We start from the raw sequence: 17,939 nt of genomic DNA, 5'->3' as shown, positions 1-17,939 counted from the left end.
ATGACAGATGGTCGTAGAGATCAAATCAACCTGTCTGCTCGCTCAGCACGCTCACCGCCGGGCTGCCCGGCCCACCCAGGCAGGGCGCCTGAAACAGCTCGCCATGCCAGACGCCAGCGAGCGTACGACTGAACACCAGCGACCATACCGCCGCTAGCTGGATCGCCAGCGCCACGCCGACCAGAGTGAAGAAGGTCAGCCCGGTCAGCGTCTGTAGCTCGAAGGTGGCCAGGGCGAAGACTCCGAGCGGAAAGGTGAAGCCCCACCAGCCCAGGTTGAAGGGCATGTTGTCGCGGATGTAGTGGCGGGTGAACAGGGTGGCGATCACCAGCCACCACAGCCCCGCGCCCCAGAGCGCCAGGCCGCCGATCAGGCCAAGGTCACGGGCCAGCTCGGCAGCGCTGGCCAAGGGTGTGCCAGCGAACGCCAGCGGCGCGGCCTGCCCCATGCTCAGCAGCCCCAGGCAGCCGGTCGCCAGCGGCCCCAGCGGCAGCCAGCTGGTGGCAGCGAAATCGGTATCCGGCAACTTGTGCAGGGCCAGGCGCAACAGCACCAGGGTGATCAGCGAGAACGCCAGCGACAGCGACAATCCCCAGAGGATGAAGCCGGCGACCAGCAGTTGCTGCGCGGCCGCAGCGCCCAGGTGCGGCGCCAACGCTCCCGCCGTGCTGGCAGCGACCTCGGGTGCGACGATAGGTAGCAGCCAGACTGCCGTGAGTTTCTCCAGTGCGTGATGCTGGCGGGTGAACATCAGATAAGGCACCAGCAGGGCGCCGAGCAGCGCCAGCGCCGCATCCAGCCACCACAAGGCATGCGCCAGCGCATAGACGCCCTCGCCCCAACGCGGCACGCCGAACAGCAACAGGCCCTTGATCAGCACCGCCAGCCCCATCGGGATCGCGCCGAGAAACATCGACTGCACCGGGTGCAGCAGCATCGGCCAGACGGTGTCGCGAAACAGTGCCAGGCGCAGCAGAAACAGCGCCATGAACAGGACGAACAGGCTGACAGCGAAGAACCACAGACCCTCCGCCAGCAGCGCCAGACCAGGCAGCGACCAAGGCAGATGAGCGATAACCAGCGCCAGCACACCGGTGCCCATGGTCATGGCGAACCAACTGGGCGTGAAGTGACGAATGAATGCGAGCGGCTCGGGCAAACGACTGAAAGGGCGCGGCATGAATCGGGTTGTCCCGTGACATGAGTGATAGCGCAAGGTTAAGAATTGGCTTGCCATATTAAAAATACATATCCAGCATCCTGCCCATGCCTTTCACTTATGCATGAACCATGAACCTCCATCACCTGAAGGTCTTCCTTGCCGTGGCAGAGGCCGGCAGCATCAGCGCTGGCGCCGAGCGCCTGCACATCAGCCAGCCGGCGGTGACGCGAGAAATTCGCGACCTCGAAGCCAGCCTTGACCTGCGTCTGTTCGACCGCCTGCCGCGCGGCGTGCAACTGACCGAAGGCGGCCTGCGCCTGCTCGACTACGCCCAGCGCATCTTCAGCCTGGAGCGCGCCGCCGAACGCGACCTGCGTGACTTTGCCCAACTGGAACAAGGCGAACTGCACCTGGGCGCCAGCGCCACCCTCGGCTCCTACCTGTTGCCGCCCCTGCTCACCCACTTCCGCGCCCTGCATCCGCAGATATTCGTCAGCCTTGACGTGAGCAACACCGACGTCGTCACCCGGCAGTTGGACGAAGGCCGCATCAGCCTGGGCTTCGTCGAAGGCCCGTTCGTCCGCACCGACTACGCCCATCGTCTGCTGGCACGCGACGCCCTGCTACCGGTGGTTGCGCCGCACCATCCGCTGGCCGCCAGCCAGACGCTCGCCGCGGAAAAGCTGCAGGATTACCCGCTGTACATGCGTGAGCCGGGCTCCGGCGCGCGCGTCAGCGTCGAGCAGGCCTACCGCGCGCACGGCCTAGAACCCCGTGCCGGCATGGCCATCGGCAGCACCGAGGCGCTCAAGCGTCTGCTCGCTGACGGCCAGGGCATTGCCTGGCTGTCGCAGCGAGTGGTGGAGCGCGAACTGGCCAGCGGCGAACTGCGCCATCTGCCGGTACAGGACCTGCAGATCGAGCGCGAGCTGCATGTGCTGTGGCGCCTGGGCGCCAGTCTGAGCCCGGCACCCGCGACTTTCCTGGCGTTGACTCAAACGTCGGAGTGACAGCAATACCAATATCAAAACTTTTTGATATTGGTATTGCTGTATGAAAAATGACCGACTAGACTGCGCCACCATGACCCTGCGTGCACCCCAGTTGGAATTCGACCCCTGCGACGAGCTCGCCGCCCTGTGCAAGGCCGGCGGTGATCCGCTGCGCCTGAACGTTTTGCGCGTGCTGAGCAACGATTCCTTCGGTGTGCTGGAGCTGGCGCAAATCTTCGCTATCGGCCAGTCGGGCATGAGCCATCACCTCAAGGTGCTGGCCCAGGCCGGGTTGGTGGCCACGCGCCGCGAAGGCAACGCGATTTTCTACCGCCGCGCGCTGCCCAATGGCCGCCTGCATGCCGCCCTGCTGGACGATATCGACGAGCTGCCGCTACCCGGTGATGTGCAAACGCGCATCACCACCGTGCACCAGCAGCGCGCCACCGTCAGCCGCGATTTCTTCGCGCGCATGGCCAGCAACTTCCAGGCCCAGCAGGACCTGATCGCCGGCCTGCCGCAGTACCGCGACAGCCTGCTGGCCCTGCTCGATGCCCTGCACTTCGACCCCAGCGCCAGCGCGCTGGAAATCGGCCCGGGCGATGGCGCCTTCCTGCCCGAACTGGCGCGGCGCTTCGCCCAGGTCACGGCACTGGACAACAGCCCGGCTATGCTCGAACTGGCCAGCCAGCGCTGCGCCGCTGAAAGCCTGCATAACGTCGAGCTGAAACTGGCCGATGCGCTGCAGGACGCGTCAGTCACGGCCGATTGCGTGGTACTGAACATGGTGCTGCACCACTTCGCCACCCCGGCCGAGGCCTTTCGCAAGCTGGCTGGCCTGGTCGCACCAGGCGGCAGCCTGCTGCTCAGCGAACTGTGCAGCCACGACCAGAGCTGGGCGCGCGAAGCGTGCGGCGACCTCTGGCTCGGCTTCGAACAGGAAGACCTGGCGCGCTGGGCGACGGCCGCTGGCCTGACGCCTGGCGAAAGCCTCTACATAGGTCTGAAAAACGGCTTTCAGATTCAATTACGGCACTTCGATGCGCACAGCGCCTTCAGCCTCCGGCAAGAAAGGAACCGATAGATGAGCGAATATTCCCTGTTTACCTCCGAGTCCGTGTCCGAAGGGCATCCGGACAAGATCGCCGACCAGATATCCGATGCGGTGCTCGACGCCATCATCACCCAGGACAAACACGCCCGCGTGGCCGTGGAAACCCTGGTCAAGACCGGTGTAGCCATCGTTGCCGGTGAAGTCACCACCAGCGCATGGGTCGACCTGGAGCAGATCGTCCGCGACGTGATCTGCGACATCGGCTACACCAGCAGCGACGTCGGCTTCGACGGCGCCACCTGCGGCGTGCTCAACATCATCGGCAAGCAGTCCCCGGACATCAACCAGGGCGTCGACCGCGCCAAGCCGGAAGATCAGGGCGCTGGCGACCAGGGCCTGATGTTCGGTTATGCCAGCAACGAAACCGACGTGCTGATGCCGGCGCCGATCTGCTTCTCGCACCGCCTGGTCGAGCGTCAGGCCGAAGCGCGCAAGTCCGGCCTGCTGCCGTGGCTGCGCCCGGATGCCAAATCCCAGGTCACCTGCCGCTATGAGAACGGCAAGGTCGTCGCCATCGACGCGGTCGTGCTGTCCACCCAGCACAACCCGGAAGTGAAATACGACGACCTGCGCGAAGGCGTGATGGAGCTGATCGTCAAGCACGTGCTGCCGGCTGAACTGCTGCACAAGGACACCCAGTTCCACATCAACCCGACCGGCCAGTTCATCATCGGCGGCCCGGTGGGCGACTGCGGCCTGACCGGGCGCAAGATCATCGTCGACAGCTACGGCGGCATGGCCCGTCACGGCGGCGGCGCGTTCTCCGGCAAGGACCCATCCAAGGTCGACCGCTCCGCTGCCTACGCCGGCCGCTACGTGGCCAAGAACATCGTCGCCGCCGGCCTGGCCGAGCGTTGCGAGATCCAGGTGTCCTACGCCATCGGCGTGGCCCAGCCGACCTCCATCTCGATCAACACCTTCGGCACCCACAAGATCGCCGAAGACAAGATCATCAAACTGGTGCGTGACGTGTTCGACCTGCGCCCGTACGCCATCACCAAGATGCTCGACCTGCTGCACCCGATGTACCAGGACACCGCAGCCTATGGCCACTTCGGCCGCACGCCGCAGTCCAGAACCGTTGGCGACGACAGCTTCACCACCTTCACCTGGGAACGCACCGACAAGGCTGCCGACCTGCGCGCCGCCGCCGGCCTGTAAGCCCGCCGCGCTACGCGAAAACAAAAAACCGATGCCGGCAACGGCATCGGTTTTTTCATGCCTGCAGATCGCAACGGCTTACCAGCTCACCTCGATACTGCTGGCCTGTGTGGTGCCCTGCACATTGCTCATGCGCAACGGCAAGCCGGCGAACTTGCCCGAAGCAATGATCCACTGCTGCCAGGTAGTTTTCGGCACCATGGCGCCCTCGGTCGAGAACTCCATCTTGCAGGTGTCGAAGGCGCCGAACTCCGTCTCGATGCGTTCCCGCCCTCGGTACGTCACCGTATTGGTCAACTTCATGGCGAAGGGCTCCGCCCCTGGCTGCACCGTGATCGAGTCGAAGCTGACCGAATGGGTCTGGTCCTGGGGCAAATCCGCAGGCACGGAAAAGCTAGGCTGGTTATAGCTTTCATTGATGGCCGGCTGGGTCATCACACTTCCATACCAATGGACGACGCCATCGACGACATTGCCGTAGGCGTCAGCCACCGTTCCCACGCTGTTCTCGGTATGAGTGCGATAAGCACTCTGCCCACGATAGTCGGCCAGCTCTGCAACCGTATTGACGTCGCGCTGACCGTCGGTGGTGATCGTCCAGGTATTGCCGACCGTGCGTAGAGCGGGCACATCGAGACAGGCCGCACTGCCGCCATTGGATGCCGCCACGGCTGGGGATGCCTCGGCAGGCGCGGCAACCGCTTCCTCACTGACAGCGTCGGCCTTGGCGACTTGCTTGTCAGCGCTTTCACCACAACCGACCAGCATGGCCATGGCCAGCAGCGGAGTGATTCGCTTGGTAAAACGCATGTCCTGCATATGTAACGTCCCTCTGAATGAACGAGTTCCTTACCAACCCTGAGCGGGCCGCCGTCGAACAGGGTAGTAGACATGGCCCACGCCTTACCGTGCCCTGATCATGTTTCCGCATCTACACCAGTCTGGTGAGCAGCCCACACTGGTCTAAACTGCCCAGTATCTCGACTTGGTACTGCAATCACAGGCCCAGGCCACTCGACCAATCGGAGCAAGGATGCTCAACATGAAGCGCTGGATCGCTCTGCTGCTTTTCCCCCTCACCGCCCAGGCCAGCCCCTGCCCCGACTGGCCCTCCAGTAGCGCCAATTCCGAGCTCACCGCGCTCAGTCAGCAGATCGCCGAGTGGGACGACGCCTACCATAATCACGGCCGCTCGCTAGTGGCCGACGAAATCTATGACCAGGCACGCGAGCGCCTGCAATCCTGGCATCAGTGCTTCCCGACTGCCCATACGGCACTGGCAGACCCACTGGCTGGCAGCAGCGGGACGATCGCCCATCCGGTGCCGCAGACGGGACTGCGTAAACTCAACGACGCGGCAGTGGCCGAATGGATCAACAGCCGCGACGATCTGTGGATTCAGCCCAAGGTCGACGGTGTTGCGATCACCCTGGTCTATCGCAACGGTTCATTACAACAAGCCATCAGCCGCGGCGATGGGCGCCATGGGCAAGACTGGACGGCGCGTGTCAGGCAGCTACCGGCCATTCCCACGCACCTGAAACAGCCACTCGATGCCGTGCTGCAAGGCGAGCTTTACTGGCGCCTGGATGACCACGTGCAGGGCCGCGACGGCGGCGCCGGGGCCCGCGGCAAGGTGGCAGGTCTGATGGCGCGACAAACGCTCGAACCGCAACAGCTCGATGCCATCGGCCTGTTCGTCTGGGATTGGCCGGATGGCCCGGCGAACATGCCAGAGCGCCTGCATACCCTGCAGAAACTGGGTTTCGCCGACAGCCTGCACTACACCCAGCCCCTGCAAAACACCAAGGAAGCCTACAGTTGGCGCCAGCGCTGGTTCGATCAGCCGCAGCCGTTTGCCAGCGATGGCGTGGTCCTGCGTCAGGGCACGCGGCCACCCGGCGCGCGCTGGCAGGCAGAAGCGCCGCACTGGGCGATTGCCTGGAAATACCCGGCCGCCCAGGCGCTGGCCGTGGCGCAGGCGGTGGATTTTAGTATCGGCCGCACTGGGCGCATCACACCTATCCTGCGTTTGCAGCCGGTCGACCTTGACGAGCGGCGCATCAGCCGGGTCGCGCTCGGCTCGCTGCAAGCCTGGGAAGAGCTGGACATTCGCCCCGGCGATCAGGTGGCGATACGCCTGGCTGGCCTGACCATTCCGCGCCTCGACCAGGTGATCTGGCGTAGCCAGGAACGCGCAGCGGTGCAGGCACCTGACCCTCATCGATACCACGCCATGAGCTGCTGGCGACTCAGCGATGAGTGTCAGCAACAGTTCCAGGCCCGCCTGAATTGGCTCGCCGGCAAACAGGGGCTGAACCTGCCCGGCGTGGGACCAGGCACCTGGAGCACGCTACTGACGGGGCAAAAACTGCATGGCCTGCTCGATTGGCTGGAGCTCGATAGCGAGCACCTGCAGCAACTGCCAGGTATCGGTCCACGGCGCGCCTCACAGTTGCAGCAGGCTTTCGCCCAGGCCCAGCGGCGCTCACTGCAGCAATGGCTGCAGGCCCTCGGCGCACCACCTGGCATCCAGCTACGCGCGGAGGATGACTGGGCCACGCTACTGGGTCGCAGCCACGTCGACTGGATGCAGCAACCCGGCGTGAGCAAGAAGAGCGCTGAGCGTCTGTTGGCGTTCTTCAGCCACCCCGAGGTTCAGCGCCTGGGCGCGCAACTGCAGGAGGCCGGCACCGTCGGTTTCCTGCCGCAGGAAAATTCACCGCGCGGTTGACCCAGGTCAGCAGATGACTCACTCGGGTCGAACCTCGCGCGGTAACCAGGGTCACTTCGAAGTAGACCTACACGAGGACAGACCATGATTCGTCAAACCGCTTTGCTCGGCCTGTTGCTGGCCGCCAATCTCAACGTCACGCCCATCCTCGCTGCGGAAGGCGACGGTGGCTGTGCGGCCAAGCGCCAGGTCATCGAAGAAAAGATCGAGGCTGCGCGCAAGAACGGCAACTCACAGCAACTGGATGGCCTGCAAAGGGCGCTAGGCAATGTGGAAATGAATTGCGACGACGCCACCCTGCACAGTGATCGCCTGGCCAGCGTCAAGGAAGCCCGTGAGGAAGTGCAGGAGCGCGAGATGGATCTGCGCGAAGCCATGGGCAAGGGCGACCAGGAAAAGATCGCCAAGCGTCAGGCCAAACTGGCCGAGGCGCGCGCCGAACTGGAGCAGGCCGAGGCCGAAGCGCGCGCCGATCAGTAAGCGCGAAACGCCTTGTGGCAGGCCTCGCAACTGTCCTCGACGGCCTGCACTGCCGGCTCCAGCTCGGAGCGGCGTAACGGCGGCGCGGTCGTCGCCTGCACCAGTGCGGCGGTGGCCTGCTCCAGATCACGCGCCATCTTCTGGAATTGCTCCTGGCGCTGCCAGACCTCGGGATTGGCCTTGCTGCGCTCGTCGTCACGTACCTGCGGAAAGTGCTGCCAGGGCTCGTGCGACAGACGCTCGAGTTCGGCTGCGCCGCTGATGAATGCGGCTTCGTCGTAGGGAATACGATTGCGCAACATCCCACCGAGGTCTTCGCTGACCTTGAGCATCTCCTTGAACGCGGCTTGGCGCTTGCCCAACGGCGAGTCGGGGTCGACCCCACCACAAGCAGCCAGGGTCAGGCAGACGCAGGTGAGCAGCAGGAGTTTCTTCAAGGTCATCGACACGACTTCCAGGCGACAAGGGGCCGCCAGTATCGCGGCTAGCCCCGGTCGGGCCAAGCGACCTCTTGTCACAACGGCTGTCGTTTGTGTGCATTGGTCAGCCGGGGTTCAGGTACGGAAGCGCCCCAATTGGCTGTTGAGCTGCTGCACCTCGCCCTGAATCTGCGCACTGACCTGCACCACGCTCTCGGTCTCGCCCTGGCTGCGCTCGGCCAGGCTGGAGATATGCGTTACCCGCTGATCGATCTCCTGCGCGACCTGGCTCTGCTGTTCTGCGGCCGTGGCAATCTGCGCGTTCAGGGCATTGATGCCATCCACCGCGCCGACGATGGTCTCCAGCGCCTCACTGGCCTGACGAATGTGCTGGAGGTTGCCATCGGCCAGGGTCGCACTGCGTTGCATCGCCAGAACCGCATCGCGCGCACCGCCCTGTAAACGCAGGATGATCGCCTGAATTTCACCAGTGGACTGCTGGGTTCGACTGGCCAGGGTGCGCACCTCGTCAGCGACTACGGCGAAGCCACGTCCTGCCTCACCGGCACGCGCTGCCTCGATGGCCGCGTTGAGCGCCAGCAGATTGGTCTGCTCGGCAATGCCGGTGATCACTTCGAGCACCTTGCCGACGCCACCGGTTTCGGCCTCCAGGCGCTGTACCTGTTCGCCACTGCGTTGCAGTTGCTCCACCAGCTCGGCGATCTGCGCCGCACTGCGCTGCACCACCTGTTTACCACTCTGCGCACAATCATCGGCACTGCGCGCCGATTCGGCTGCATGGGCAGCATGACGCGCCACCTCGGCCACGGTGGCACTCATCTCGTTCATTGCGGTGGCGACCTGATCGAGATCCTCGTACTGACGCCGTACGCCATTGCCTGCCGAGTGCGCGGCGCCGACCACACTGCCTACATGCTCCCCGGTACGCTCGCCGCTGCGTTTGACCTCCGCCAGCAAGCCACGCACCTGCTCCTGCATGCGGTTGTAGCCGGCGAAGATACGGCCGATCTCGTTGTCACCCTGGCGACCATCCAGGCTGCGCGTGAAGTCGCCGGAGCCGACCCGGGTCAGCGCCGCCTCCACCGCATTGAGGTTGTGCATCAGCGGGCGCAGGCCGAACTGACGGCCCAGCACCACCAGCGCCAGAATGCCAAGCACGCAACCGAACGCCAACCACATCTGCCGGCGCTGGCTGCCTTCAGCGTGCGCGGCCATCAAGCCGACAGCCTGGTTCATTTCGCGCAGCAGCTCGACCGACTGCTGCTCCAGAGTCTTGAGATCGACCGTCGCATCCCCCGCGACCACACGCTGCAGCTGAGTACGAAAGCCCTGCCAGAGACCTCCGACCTTGTTCATCTGCACCTGCACGCTGGGCTCGGCGATAGCGCTGATATTACGCGCCGCATTACCACTCAGCAGATCGCGATGAGCGGCATCGAACTGCGCCATAGTGGCTTCCAGAGTCGCCGCAGGCAGTACACCCTCGCGTAGCAGTAGCGCCTCCTTGGTCATCTTCTGGCTGAGCATGCGCTGCGCGCCAGCGACATTGATGGTCTCCGGCGATACCGACATGCTCAGGTACAGCGCCACCGAGGCGACCACCGCGAGCAGAAACATCAGCGCATAGGAAAACAGAAATTGCTGGTTCAGCGTGCGCAGGCCGATGGCACAAAGCAAGCGGTCGAAAAAGGTGGTGGCGGACATGAGAGGCTCCCTGGCAGACGGCGGGAAACCCCGCCAAATAACCGGGAGCAAGCAAGAACGTGGCCAACGGCCAGCCGCCCTACAGGCTGAGCTAGCCCATAAAACGCACCAAAGCAGAGCAATGACTGATTGGTCACGCGCTTTTTCAGTCCATTCCCAATAGTCGGCTGCAGACGCCCGGCTAAGCGGACACCACGAACAACGCCGCGATCAGCCCCATCCCAGCGAACCACACCAGCGAGCGTACGGGGCCCCAGTCGGCCAGGTAGCAGATGAAATACAGCACACGGCTGGCGATGAACGCCATGGCCAACTGGTCGAGCAGCGCTTGCTCGGCGCCACCGGCCTGGTGCGCGATGATCACCGCCGCGGCAAACGCCGGAGTCACCTCGAAGCCACTGAGCTGGGCGTTGTTGGCGCGCTTGCGCCAGCCCTCCAGCGTGCCCAGGAAGGCGCGCGGGTCCTGATTGGCGCGCGGTCCGTAGCCGGGGCCAAGAAACTTGGCGGTGGCAGTGCCCAGGTAGGGCAGAAAGATGGCGATCAGTACGCACCAGTAGGCAAGGGTCATGGTGTGGCTTCACTCGAAAGGTCGGGAAGCCAAGCCTGAGCGAGCGCCCAGTTATCGTCCATGGCCGCACCCGCCAATGATGCCGGTGCTTCGGTCAAGCCCGCAGCCATCCGCGCCAGCGACGCTCAGTCCGTGAAGCGATCTCTGGCGTAGGTGATCGCGCTCTTGCCATGCGGCTGCGGCTGACCGTCCTCGCCCAGATTGACGAACACCAGCTTGTCGATGGTCAGGATGCTCTTGCGGGTTACCTTGTTGCGCACTTCGCAGCGCAGGGTGATGGAGGTGCGGCCAAACTCGGTAGCAGTGATGCCCAGCTCGATGATGTCGCTCTGCCGCGCCGAACTGACGAAGTTGATCTCGGAAATGAATTTGGTCACCACGCGCTGATTGTCGAGCTGGACGATGGCGTAGATCGCCGCCTCTTCATCGATCCATTTCAACAGGCTGCCGCCGAACAGGGTGCCGTTGGGATTGAGGTCTTCGGGCTTGATCCACTTGCGGGTGTGGAAGTTCATGGCGTGTCCTCCGTGCCAGATGGTGCCCAATGATGCGCCGACAGCGCTGCGCTTGTCGTGGCATGGCCGCCTATGGCGCTCATAGACGGGCAAAAGCGACGGAAAGCCTTGGGCTGCGCTGCGCACACGGCTATAATTTGTCGACTTAACGCAACCGGCACCGCTCCGGTTGCGCCCGCCACCTGTCCGAGGGGCGCTGCAGCAGCCTGAAAGATCTGTTTCGAATCCCCAAGCCCGCATTCCAGCAATGCATCGCGGCAGATTCGAATCAGCCTTCCAGACTGTCAGGCTCGGATGGGGCGTTAACCATACGCATCAACGGCGCCCATTCGCAGACAACGAATGGAGTGCTATTGCATGTCTTTCAATGATTTCAAAGTCGCCGATATTTCCCTGGCCGATTGGGGCCGCAAAGAGCTGATCATCGCCGAATCCGAAATGCCGGCACTGATGGGCCTGCGCCGCAAGTACGCCGCCAGCCAACCGCTGAAAGGCGCGAAGATCCTCGGCTGCATCCACATGACCATCCAGACCGGCGTGCTGATCGAGACGCTGACCGCCCTGGGCGCCGAAGTGCGCTGGTCCTCGTGCAACATCTTCTCCACCCAGGATCAGGCCGCTGCCGCCATCGCCGCCGCCGGCATCCCGGTGTTCGCCTGGAAGGGTGAGACCGAAGAAGAGTACGAGTGGTGCATCGAGCAGACCATCCTCAAGGACGGTCAGCCGTGGGATGCCAACATGGTGCTCGACGACGGCGGTGACCTGACCGAGATCCTGCACAAGAAATACCCGCAGATGCTCGAGCGCATCCACGGCGTCACCGAAGAGACCACCACCGGTGTGCACCGCCTGCTCGACATGCTCAAGGCCGGCACCCTGAAAGTCCCGGCGATCAACGTCAACGACGCGGTGACCAAGAGCAAGAACGACAACAAGTACGGTTGCCGCCACAGCCTCAACGACGCCATCAAGCGCGGCACCGACCACCTGCTGTCGGGCAAGCAGGCGCTGGTCATCGGCTACGGTGACGTGGGCAAGGGCTCGGCCCAGTCGCTGCGTCAGGAAGGCATGATCGTCAAGGTTTCCGAAATCGACCCGATCTGCGCCATGCAGGCCTGCATGGACGGCTTCGAGCTGGTTTCCCCGTACAAGAACGGTCTCAACGACGGCACCGAGGCCAGCGTCGACGCTGCGCTGCTGGGCAAGATCGACCTGATCGTTACCACCACCGGTAACGTCAACGTCTGCGACGCCGGCATGCTCAAGGCCCTGAAGAAGCGCGCCGTGGTGTGCAACATCGGTCACTTCGACAACGAGATCGACACCGCCTTCATGCGCAAGAACTGGGCGTGGGAAGAGGTCAAACCGCAGGTGCACAAGATTCACCGCACCGGTGCCGGCAGCTTCGATCCGACCAACGACGACTACCTGATCCTGCTGGCCGAAGGCCGTCTGGTGAACCTGGGCAACGCCACTGGCCATCCGAGCCGCATCATGGACGGCTCCTTCGCCAACCAGGTGCTGGCGCAGATCTTCCTGTTCGAGCAGAAGTTCGCTGATCTCTCCGCAGAGAAGAAGGCCGAGCGCCTGACCGTCGAAGTGCTGCCGAAGAAGCTCGACGAAGAAGTCGCCCTGGAAATGGTCAAGGGCTTCGGCGGCGTGGTCACCCAACTGACCAAGCAGCAGGCCGAGTACATTGGCGTGACCGTGGAAGGCCCGTTCAAGCCGGACGCTTACCGCTACTAATGCGTAGGGTGGATAAGCCCCTGGCTTATCCACCGCCGACTTCCAGCAAGGTGGATGGGTAACGCCATCCACCCTAAGTCTCCAAGGCTAGAAACCCTATGAGCCAACAACGCCGCTACAGCTTCGAGTTCTTCCCTACCAAGACCGAAGCCGGGCATGAAAAACTGATGGATGTGGCGCGCCAGCTGGCGACCTACAACCCCGATTTCTTCTCCTGCACCTATGGTGCCGGCGGTTCGACCCGCGACCGTACCGTCAATACCGTGCTGCAACTCGACGGCGAGATCAAAGTACCTACCGCACCGCACCTGTCCTGCGTGGGCGACAGCAAAGCAGAGCTGCGCGAGCTGCTAAACCTGTACAAGGATGCCGGCATCAAGCGCATCGTGGCCCTGCGCGGCGACCTGCCGTCGGGTATGGGCATGGCCAGCGGTGAGCTGCGCTACGCCAATGAACTGGTCGAGTTCATCCGCACTGAAACCGGTGATCACTTCCACATCGAAATTGCCGCCTACCCGGAGATGCATCCGCAGGCACGCAACCTCGAGGACGATATCGCCAACTTCGTGCGCAAGGCCAAGGCCGGTGCCGACAGTGCCATCACCCAATACTTCTTCAACGCCGACAGTTACTTCTACTTCGTCGAGCGCGTGCAGAAACTGGGCGTGGATATTCCAGTGGTGCCAGGCATCATGCCGATCACCAACTACAGCAAGCTGGCGCGCTTCTCCGACGCCTGCGGCGCTGAAATTCCACGCTGGGTTCGCAAGCAGCTGGAGGCCTACGGCGACGATGCCGACAGCATTCGCGTCTTCGGCGAACAGGTCATCACCGAGATGTGCGAACGTCTGCTGCAAGGCGGCGCGCCCGGCCTGCACTTCTACAGCATGAACCTGGCAGGTCCCAGCCTGTCCATTTGGAACAATCTCAAGCTGCCGCGCTAACAGGCAGCTTACTCACAGGCTGCCCACCCTGGGCAGCCTGTCCGCTCCACCCTCCCGCCTCGCCGCCGAAGGATCGCCCCTCATGCTCAAACGCTCCACGATCAACGCCTCCGTCAGCCCCAAGGGCAGCCTGGAAACCCTCTCCCAGCGCGAAGTGCAGCAACTGCGCGAGACCGGCTCGGGCAGCGTCTACCGCCTGTTCCGCCAGTGCACCCTGGCGATCCTCAATACCGGTTCGCACAGCGACAACGCCAAGACCATCCTCGAAGCCTACCCGGACTTCGAAGTGAAGATTCACCAGCAGGATCGCGGCATCCGCCTGGAGCTGATCAACGCGCCGGCCGACGCCTTCGTCGATGGCGAGATGATCGCCAGCACCCGCGAGATGCTGTTCAGCGCGCTGCGCGACATCGTCTTCACACAAAGCGAGCTGGAGCACAAACGCATCGACCTGGACAGCTCCGAAGGCATCACCGATTACGTCTTCCACCTGCTGCGCAACGCACAGACCCTGCGCAGCGGCGTCGAGCCGAAGATGGTGGTGTGCTGGGGCGGCCATTCGATCAGCACCGAGGAATACAAGTACACCAAGAAGGTCGGTCACGAGCTGGGCCTGCGCGGCCTGGACATCTGTACCGGCTGCGGCCCAGGCGTGATGAAGGGACCGATGAAGGGCGCCACCATCAGCCACGCCAAACAGCGCAACCTCACCGGCCGCTACCTGGGCCTGACCGAACCGGGGATCATCGCCGCCGAAGCGCCGAACCCGATCGTCAACGAGCTGGTGATTCTTCCGGATATCGAAAAGCGCCTGGAGGCTTTCGTTCGCGTCGGCCACGGCATCATCATCTTCCCGGGAGGCGCCGGTACTGCCGAAGAATTCCTCTACCTGCTGGGCATCCTCACCCACCCGGACAACCAGGATCTGCCCTTCCCGGTCATTCTTACCGGGCCGAAAAGCGCCGGGCCGTACCTGCAGCAGCTGCATGATTTCATCGGCACCACCCTGGGCGAAGCTGCGCAGCAGCGCTACAGCATGATCGTCAACGACCCGGCCGAAGTAGCTCGTGAAATGGCCGTCGGCATCAAGGCCGTGCGTCAGTTCCGCCGCGAGCGCAACGACGCCTTCCACTTCAACTGGCTGCTGAAGATCGACGAGAGCTTCCAGCACCCGTTCGAGCCGACTCACGAAGCCATGGCCAGCCTCAACCTCACCCGTGAGCAGCCACTGCATCACCTCGCCGCCAACCTGCGTCGCGCGTTCTCCGGCATTGTCGCCGGCAACGTCAAGGAGAACGGCATCCGCCTGATCGAGGAGCACGGCCCCTACGAGATTCGCGGCGAAACCACCATCATGCGCCCGCTGGATCGCCTGCTGCAGGCCTTCGTCGAGCAACACCGCATGAAACTGCCGGGTGGCAGCGCTTATGAGCCCTGCTATCGGGTAGTCGACTGAGGCTGCGCAAGACGCACTTTCAAGGCACCTGCAAAATCGCTAACCTGGCGCGATGTCATTATTCCAGCACCAGATTATCGCCACTCTTTTGCTATGCTGCTGCGCTTTCGCCGCCCGCGGCGAAACGCTGCGCCTGGTCACGGATGCCTGGGCGCCCTATGTCTACGAGGACAACGGCCAAGCCGCAGGCCTCGACCATGAGATCACGCAGACGGTACTGCAGCGCCTGGGCATCGAGCTGGAGCTGCAGTTCCTGCCCTGGAAGCGTTGCCTGCTGGCACTGGAGCACGGGCAGGCCGATGGCATTCTGGATATCTTCCACCTGCCCGAGCGCGAGGCCGACATGCTCTTCGTCGCAGAGCCACTGAGCGATGTCGAGCTGGTGCTGTTCCATGCGCGCAATCGTCCATTCCGCTTCACCAGCCAGGAAGACCTGAGCGACCTGGTAATCGGTGTCTCGCCAGGCTATTGGTACAACGACGAGGCCTTCCGCACCTCAACCCTGTTCAGCCGCGAAGAAGCGCAGAGCCATGAAGCCAATATGGGCAAGCTGATACGCCACCGCGTCGACCTGGTGGTCAATGACCGGCGCGCCGGCCTCTACCTGATCGCGCAGATGGGCATCGAGGGGCAAATCGACTACCACCGCAAAAGACTCGGGCGCGACCATCTGTACCTGGCGCTGCGCAAGGATCCGGCGCTGCAACCACTGGCGCAGGCGTTCGCCCGCGAGCTACGCCGCTTCAAGCGCGAACCCGCCTATGCCCGCCTGCAGGCACGCTACGGCAGGCCGCACGAACGCCAGCCGTGAACCAGCCGACAGGCTGATAGGTGCGTAAGCCTTGCGCTCTGTTATACTCGAACCTTCCCGCCAGGCTTGCGCCCGGATGCTGGTGCTCTAAAGCCAGCAGTACCGGACGGGATCACGCCCCCTCAATGCGTGATTCAAGCCAGGCTCTACACCCCCAGGGCCACGCCCTCACTAGTACAGGATTGCTCATGTCCTTTGCCTCCCTCGGTCTCTCCGAGGCTTTAGTCCGTGCGGTCGAAGCCGCCGGCTACACCCAACCCACTCCGGTGCAACAGCGGGCCATTCCCGCCGTGTTGCAAGGTCGCGATCTGATGGTGGCGGCCCAGACGGGTACTGGTAAGACGGGCGGTTTCGCCCTGCCCATTCTCGAGCGCCTGTTCCCGGACGGTCACCCGGATCGCGAACAGCGCCACGGCCCGAAACAACCGCGCGTACTGGTGCTGACACCCACTCGCGAGCTGGCCGCCCAGGTGCATGACAGCTTCAAGCTGTATGCCCGTGACCTGAAATTCGTCAGCGCCTGCATTTTCGGCGGCGTTGGCATGAACCCGCAGGTCCAGGCCCTGGCCAAGGGCGTCGACGTGCTGGTGGCCTGCCCTGGCCGCCTGCTCGACCTGGCCAATCAGAAAGCCATCGACCTGTCGCACGTGGAAATTCTCGTCCTCGACGAAGCCGACCGCATGCTCGACATGGGCTTCATCCACGACGTCAAGAAGGTGCTGGCCAAACTGCCCGCACAGCGCCAGAACCTGCTGTTCTCGGCCACCTTCTCCAAGGACATCACCGACCTGGCCGGCAAGCTGCTGCACAACCCCGAGCGCATCGAGGTCACGCCGCCGAACACCACGGTCGAGCGCATCGAACAGCGTGTGTTCCGTCTGGCTGCCAGCCACAAGCGCGCCCTGCTCGCCCACCTGATCACCCAGGGTGCCTGGGAACAGGTGCTGGTGTTCACCCGCACCAAACACGGCGCCAACCGCCTGGCCGAGTACCTCGACAAGCATGGTCTGCCGGCTGCCGCGATCCATGGCAACAAGAGCCAGAACGCGCGCACCAAGGCCCTGGCCGACTTCAAGGCCAACCAGGTACGCATCCTGGTGGCCACCGATATCGCCGCACGCGGCCTGGATATCGACCAACTGCCGCACGTGGTCAACTTCGAGCTGCCCAACGTCGAGGAAGACTACGTTCACCGTATCGGCCGCACCGGCCGTGCCGGCCGCAGTGGTGAGGCCATCTCGCTGGTTGCTCCTGACGAAGAGAAGCTGCTGAAAAGCATCGAGCGCATGACCAAGCAGAAGATCCCCGACGGCGATCTGATGGGCTTCGACGCCAGCGCCGTGGAAGCGGAGCGCCCGGAAGTACGTGAGCCACGCCAACCGCGCAATGCCGGGCAGAAAAAGCAGAAAGCCGAAGGCGGTGGCGATAAGCCCAAGGGCGAGCGCAACAACGGTGGCCGCAGAGACAAGGGCAAGGATGGCGGCAAGGATCAGAAAGCCAAGCCGCAGCAGCAAGGTCAGGGCCAAGGGCAGAACCGCCGAGGTCAGCAGCCTCGCAACCAGAATCGTGGCGCAGCCCCGGCCGTTCCCGCACTGCCGCCGGATCGCGATCCAGAAGAGTTTCTCGACGACGAAATCGACAATTTCGGTAACCGTGCCGATTACGTCCCGGTGCAGAACAAGCCGCAAGGTCGCGGCCGCCGCTCGGGCGGCGGTGCATCTGGTAATGGCGCTGCTCAGGGCCAAGGTCAGAGAGCCAACAGCAACAACAGGCAGCCCCGCAGCAACACTGGCGGTAACCCAGGCAATCCCGGCAAGAATCGCCGTCAAGGTGGCCAGGGTGGTCAAGGCCGCAACGGCGGGGGCCGTGGCCGACAGGCGGATGGTCGCATCATCTCGCTGGACCGCGACGAACTGCCACGCGCCGAAGCAGCCGTGCGCAACCCGCGCGAGAAGCAGCCGATCATCGTGCACAAGGGCTCGCGCCTGGATCGTTTCCCCAGCGCCGAGCAGCTAGACGAGTTGAGCAACAGCACTCGTCCCCGCGGCGAGAAGCCGGCGCTGCTGACGCGTAATCGCGAAGAGTAAGCGGCCACGCAAACAAAAACGCCAC

The 17,939-nt window shown here is 63.6% G+C and carries 16 protein-coding genes and 1 riboswitch; of the genes, 10 read left to right on the top strand and 6 right to left on the bottom strand.

The window, feature by feature from the left end; translation table 11 throughout:
* Nucleotides 1-25: 25 nt before the first annotated feature.
* On the bottom strand, nucleotides 26-1,180 hold the full coding sequence (locus CXP40_RS10530; protein ID WP_106733663.1) for a TDT family transporter: 1,155 nt from the start codon (nucleotides 1,178-1,180) through the stop codon (nucleotides 26-28).
* 110 nt (nucleotides 1,181-1,290) lie between these two features.
* On the opposite strand from CXP40_RS10530, the gene CXP40_RS10525 reads away from it, so the two are divergent.
* The 3 genes from CXP40_RS10525 (at nucleotide 1,291) to metK (ending at nucleotide 4,429) form a co-directional block, all read left to right on the top strand.
* Nucleotides 1,291-2,172 (top strand): LysR family transcriptional regulator, encoded by an 882-nt coding sequence (locus CXP40_RS10525; RefSeq protein WP_106733662.1) that lies wholly within the window; start codon nucleotides 1,291-1,293, stop codon nucleotides 2,170-2,172.
* Nucleotides 2,173-2,245: 73 nt separating this feature from the next.
* On the top strand, nucleotides 2,246-3,238 hold the full coding sequence (locus CXP40_RS10520; RefSeq protein ID WP_106733661.1) for a metalloregulator ArsR/SmtB family transcription factor: 993 nt from the start codon (nucleotides 2,246-2,248) through the stop codon (nucleotides 3,236-3,238).
* The gene (gene metK, locus CXP40_RS10515) at nucleotides 3,239-4,429 is read left to right on the top strand and encodes a methionine adenosyltransferase (protein WP_106733660.1); all 1,191 of its coding nucleotides are present in this window, start codon (nucleotides 3,239-3,241) and stop codon (nucleotides 4,427-4,429) included.
* Nucleotides 4,430-4,507: 78 nt separating this feature from the next.
* Here the strand turns inward: metK and CXP40_RS10510 are convergent, their stop codons facing one another.
* Nucleotides 4,508-5,248 (bottom strand): hypothetical protein, encoded by a 741-nt coding sequence (locus tag CXP40_RS10510; protein ID WP_106733659.1) that lies wholly within the window; start codon nucleotides 5,246-5,248, stop codon nucleotides 4,508-4,510.
* 223 nt (nucleotides 5,249-5,471) lie between these two features.
* Between CXP40_RS10510 and ligB the strand changes: the two genes are divergently transcribed.
* Nucleotides 5,472-7,163: an NAD-dependent DNA ligase LigB gene (ligB, locus tag CXP40_RS10505; RefSeq protein WP_106733658.1), complete on the top strand. Its 1,692-nt coding sequence runs from the start codon at nucleotides 5,472-5,474 to the stop codon at nucleotides 7,161-7,163.
* A gap of 84 nt (nucleotides 7,164-7,247) precedes the next feature.
* Nucleotides 7,248-7,643 carry a DUF1090 domain-containing protein gene (locus CXP40_RS10500; RefSeq protein WP_106733657.1) on the top strand — a complete coding sequence of 132 codons (396 nt, stop codon included), beginning with the start codon at nucleotides 7,248-7,250 and terminating at the stop codon, nucleotides 7,641-7,643.
* Here CXP40_RS10500 and CXP40_RS10495 read toward each other — a convergent pair.
* The 4 genes from CXP40_RS10495 to CXP40_RS10480 all read right to left on the bottom strand — a co-directional run bounded on the left by CXP40_RS10495 (nucleotide 7,637) and on the right by CXP40_RS10480 (nucleotide 10,870).
* Nucleotides 7,637-8,086 (bottom strand): cytochrome c, encoded by a 450-nt coding sequence (locus CXP40_RS10495; RefSeq protein ID WP_106733656.1) that lies wholly within the window; start codon nucleotides 8,084-8,086, stop codon nucleotides 7,637-7,639. The genes CXP40_RS10500 and CXP40_RS10495 overlap by 7 nt on opposite strands.
* A 111-nt stretch (nucleotides 8,087-8,197) precedes the next feature.
* Nucleotides 8,198-9,787, bottom strand: coding sequence for a methyl-accepting chemotaxis protein (locus CXP40_RS10490; RefSeq protein WP_106733655.1), 1,590 nt, complete (start codon nucleotides 9,785-9,787; stop codon nucleotides 8,198-8,200).
* 181 nt (nucleotides 9,788-9,968) lie between these two features.
* The gene (locus CXP40_RS10485; RefSeq protein WP_106733654.1) at nucleotides 9,969-10,355 is read right to left on the bottom strand and encodes an MAPEG family protein; all 387 of its coding nucleotides are present in this window, start codon (nucleotides 10,353-10,355) and stop codon (nucleotides 9,969-9,971) included.
* A gap of 125 nt (nucleotides 10,356-10,480) precedes the next feature.
* The gene (locus CXP40_RS10480; RefSeq protein ID WP_099522878.1) at nucleotides 10,481-10,870 is read right to left on the bottom strand and encodes an acyl-CoA thioesterase; all 390 of its coding nucleotides are present in this window, start codon (nucleotides 10,868-10,870) and stop codon (nucleotides 10,481-10,483) included.
* A gap of 182 nt (nucleotides 10,871-11,052) precedes the next feature.
* A riboswitch (S-adenosyl-L-homocysteine riboswitch) is annotated at nucleotides 11,053-11,204 on the top strand.
* A 23-nt stretch (nucleotides 11,205-11,227) separates the two neighbouring features.
* Between CXP40_RS10480 and ahcY the strand changes: the two genes are divergently transcribed.
* The 5 genes from ahcY (at nucleotide 11,228) to CXP40_RS10455 (ending at nucleotide 17,914) form a co-directional block, all read left to right on the top strand.
* Nucleotides 11,228-12,616 (top strand): adenosylhomocysteinase, encoded by a 1,389-nt coding sequence (gene ahcY, locus CXP40_RS10475; RefSeq protein ID WP_037003797.1) that lies wholly within the window; start codon nucleotides 11,228-11,230, stop codon nucleotides 12,614-12,616.
* Nucleotides 12,617-12,714: 98 nt separating this feature from the next.
* The gene (metF, locus tag CXP40_RS10470) at nucleotides 12,715-13,560 is read left to right on the top strand and encodes a methylenetetrahydrofolate reductase [NAD(P)H] (protein ID WP_099522880.1); all 846 of its coding nucleotides are present in this window, start codon (nucleotides 12,715-12,717) and stop codon (nucleotides 13,558-13,560) included.
* Between the two features lie 82 nt (nucleotides 13,561-13,642).
* Nucleotides 13,643-15,016, top strand: coding sequence for a nucleotide 5'-monophosphate nucleosidase PpnN (ppnN, locus tag CXP40_RS10465; RefSeq protein ID WP_106733652.1), 1,374 nt, complete (start codon nucleotides 13,643-13,645; stop codon nucleotides 15,014-15,016).
* Between the two features lie 52 nt (nucleotides 15,017-15,068).
* Nucleotides 15,069-15,827 carry an ABC transporter substrate-binding protein gene (locus tag CXP40_RS10460; RefSeq protein WP_106733651.1) on the top strand — a complete coding sequence of 253 codons (759 nt, stop codon included), beginning with the start codon at nucleotides 15,069-15,071 and terminating at the stop codon, nucleotides 15,825-15,827.
* A gap of 188 nt (nucleotides 15,828-16,015) precedes the next feature.
* The gene (locus CXP40_RS10455) at nucleotides 16,016-17,914 is read left to right on the top strand and encodes a DEAD/DEAH box helicase (RefSeq protein ID WP_106733650.1); all 1,899 of its coding nucleotides are present in this window, start codon (nucleotides 16,016-16,018) and stop codon (nucleotides 17,912-17,914) included.
* Nucleotides 17,915-17,939: the final 25 nt, after the last annotated feature.

The organism is Pseudomonas sp. YY-1, assembly GCF_002843095.1.
In the GTDB taxonomy this organism is placed as follows: Bacteria; Pseudomonadota; Gammaproteobacteria; order Pseudomonadales; family Pseudomonadaceae; genus Aquipseudomonas; species Aquipseudomonas sediminis_A.
This window is presented reverse-complemented; position numbering and strand designations above follow the sequence as displayed.

What these genes read in the sequence shown, in the direction of transcription:
- CXP40_RS10530 (WP_106733663.1), bottom strand. Translation starts at nt 1,180, where the DNA reads ATGCCGCGCCCTTTCAGTCGTTTGCCCGAGCCGCTCGCATTCATTCGT.
- CXP40_RS10525 (WP_106733662.1), top strand. Translation starts at nt 1,291, where the DNA reads ATGAACCTCCATCACCTGAAGGTCTTCCTTGCCGTGGCAGAGGCCGGC.
- CXP40_RS10520 (WP_106733661.1), top strand. Translation starts at nt 2,246, where the DNA reads ATGACCCTGCGTGCACCCCAGTTGGAATTCGACCCCTGCGACGAGCTC.
- metK (WP_106733660.1), top strand. Translation starts at nt 3,239, where the DNA reads ATGAGCGAATATTCCCTGTTTACCTCCGAGTCCGTGTCCGAAGGGCAT.
- CXP40_RS10510 (WP_106733659.1), bottom strand. Translation starts at nt 5,248, where the DNA reads ATGCAGGACATGCGTTTTACCAAGCGAATCACTCCGCTGCTGGCCATG.
- ligB (WP_106733658.1), top strand. Translation starts at nt 5,472, where the DNA reads ATGAAGCGCTGGATCGCTCTGCTGCTTTTCCCCCTCACCGCCCAGGCC.
- CXP40_RS10500 (WP_106733657.1), top strand. Translation starts at nt 7,248, where the DNA reads ATGATTCGTCAAACCGCTTTGCTCGGCCTGTTGCTGGCCGCCAATCTC.
- CXP40_RS10495 (WP_106733656.1), bottom strand. Translation starts at nt 8,086, where the DNA reads ATGACCTTGAAGAAACTCCTGCTGCTCACCTGCGTCTGCCTGACCCTG.
- CXP40_RS10490 (WP_106733655.1), bottom strand. Translation starts at nt 9,787, where the DNA reads ATGTCCGCCACCACCTTTTTCGACCGCTTGCTTTGTGCCATCGGCCTG.
- CXP40_RS10485 (WP_106733654.1), bottom strand. Translation starts at nt 10,355, where the DNA reads ATGACCCTTGCCTACTGGTGCGTACTGATCGCCATCTTTCTGCCCTAC.
- CXP40_RS10480 (WP_099522878.1), bottom strand. Translation starts at nt 10,870, where the DNA reads ATGAACTTCCACACCCGCAAGTGGATCAAGCCCGAAGACCTCAATCCC.
- ahcY (WP_037003797.1), top strand. Translation starts at nt 11,228, where the DNA reads ATGTCTTTCAATGATTTCAAAGTCGCCGATATTTCCCTGGCCGATTGG.
- metF (WP_099522880.1), top strand. Translation starts at nt 12,715, where the DNA reads ATGAGCCAACAACGCCGCTACAGCTTCGAGTTCTTCCCTACCAAGACC.
- ppnN (WP_106733652.1), top strand. Translation starts at nt 13,643, where the DNA reads ATGCTCAAACGCTCCACGATCAACGCCTCCGTCAGCCCCAAGGGCAGC.
- CXP40_RS10460 (WP_106733651.1), top strand. Translation starts at nt 15,069, where the DNA reads ATGTCATTATTCCAGCACCAGATTATCGCCACTCTTTTGCTATGCTGC.
- CXP40_RS10455 (WP_106733650.1), top strand. Translation starts at nt 16,016, where the DNA reads ATGTCCTTTGCCTCCCTCGGTCTCTCCGAGGCTTTAGTCCGTGCGGTC.